The 1,069-nt window shown below is 51.4% G+C and carries 1 protein-coding gene and 1 pseudogene; both read left to right on the top strand.

Annotation, left to right across the window (positions count from 1 at the left end; translation table 11 throughout):
* Positions 1-8 precede the first annotated feature (8 nt).
* Positions 9-917 (top strand): hypothetical protein, encoded by a 909-nt coding sequence (locus ACTHS3_RS14270; protein ID WP_070606158.1) that lies wholly within the window; start codon positions 9-11, stop codon positions 915-917.
* A 36-nt stretch (positions 918-953) separates the two neighbouring features.
* Positions 954-1,069 (top strand): annotated as a pseudogene (locus ACTHS3_RS14275) (GNAT family N-acetyltransferase); the annotation flags it as partial.

Genomic DNA, 1,069 nt, shown 5'->3' on the forward strand with positions numbered 1-1,069 from the left:
GGAAGATAATGAAAAAAGTGCTGATTGTGCATTACTCGCAAACGGGGCAGCTCTCCAGCCTGGCGCGAAATTTTGCCGCGCCGTTGCAAACAGCCGGCATACAGGTCGATTGCGTCAATATCGTACCGGAGCAGGCATTTCCGTTTCCGTGGCCGTTTTGGCGTTTTTTCGATACCTTTCCGGAAACCGTCCATTTAAAACCCGCCCCGATTCTGCCGCCGCAAATCCCATCCGAAGATTACGATGTAGTGGTCATTGCCTACACCGTTTGGTTCCTCTCTCCTTCGCAACCGATGACCGCCTTTTTGCAATGCGAAGAAACGCGCCGGCTGCTGGACGGCAAACCGGTCATCACGCTTATCGGCTGTCGCAATATGTGGCTGGGCGCGCAGGAAAAAATGAAATCTTTGCTGAAACAAAACGGCGCCAAACTCATCGGAAACATCGTAAAAATCGATGCCTGCAACAGCGCGGCAAGTTTCATTACCACGCCAGCATGGATGCTGACCGGCGACAAGCGCTATTTCCGCCCCCTACCCTCCGCCGGCATTGCTGAAGAAGAATTGGCGGATGCGGCGCGGTTTGGTACGAAATTGCGCGATACACTATTGAACCAACAGCCTTTGGACGAAACCCTGTTTCAAAACATGGGCGCGGTGACAGTGAATGAAAAACTGATTTTCAGCGAACGCGCCGCCGGTCGCAGCTTCTTCGTCTGGGGCAAGCTTTTGATGGCGGCAGGCAGGATTTCTCCGCTTTTGCGCCGTGCCTTGTTGTGCTTCTACATCATCTTTTTATTGGCGATGATTTTGGTAGTTTTGCCCGTCAGCGTAATTTTAAAAAAACTGCTGCATCCGCTGCTCAAAGGCCGTCTGAAAAAACTGGCGGACTATTATGAACAACCGTCAGGAAAATGATACGTTTCAGACGGCCTCAAACTAGGAGAATCCATCATGCCCGAAGTTATCCACTACCCCGAACGCCGTCGCTTTCAAATCGACATTGACGGTTTGGAAGCAGGCTATATCAGCTATACCGAACATAACGGCGGCTGGGACGTAAACCATAC

The organism is Neisseria sp. P0009.S007, assembly GCF_051962515.1.

Excerpts from the sequence above, each read along its gene's own strand:
- ACTHS3_RS14270 (WP_070606158.1), top strand. The coding sequence starts at position 9 with ATGAAAAAAGTGCTGATTGTGCATTACTCGCAAACGGGGCAGCTCTCC.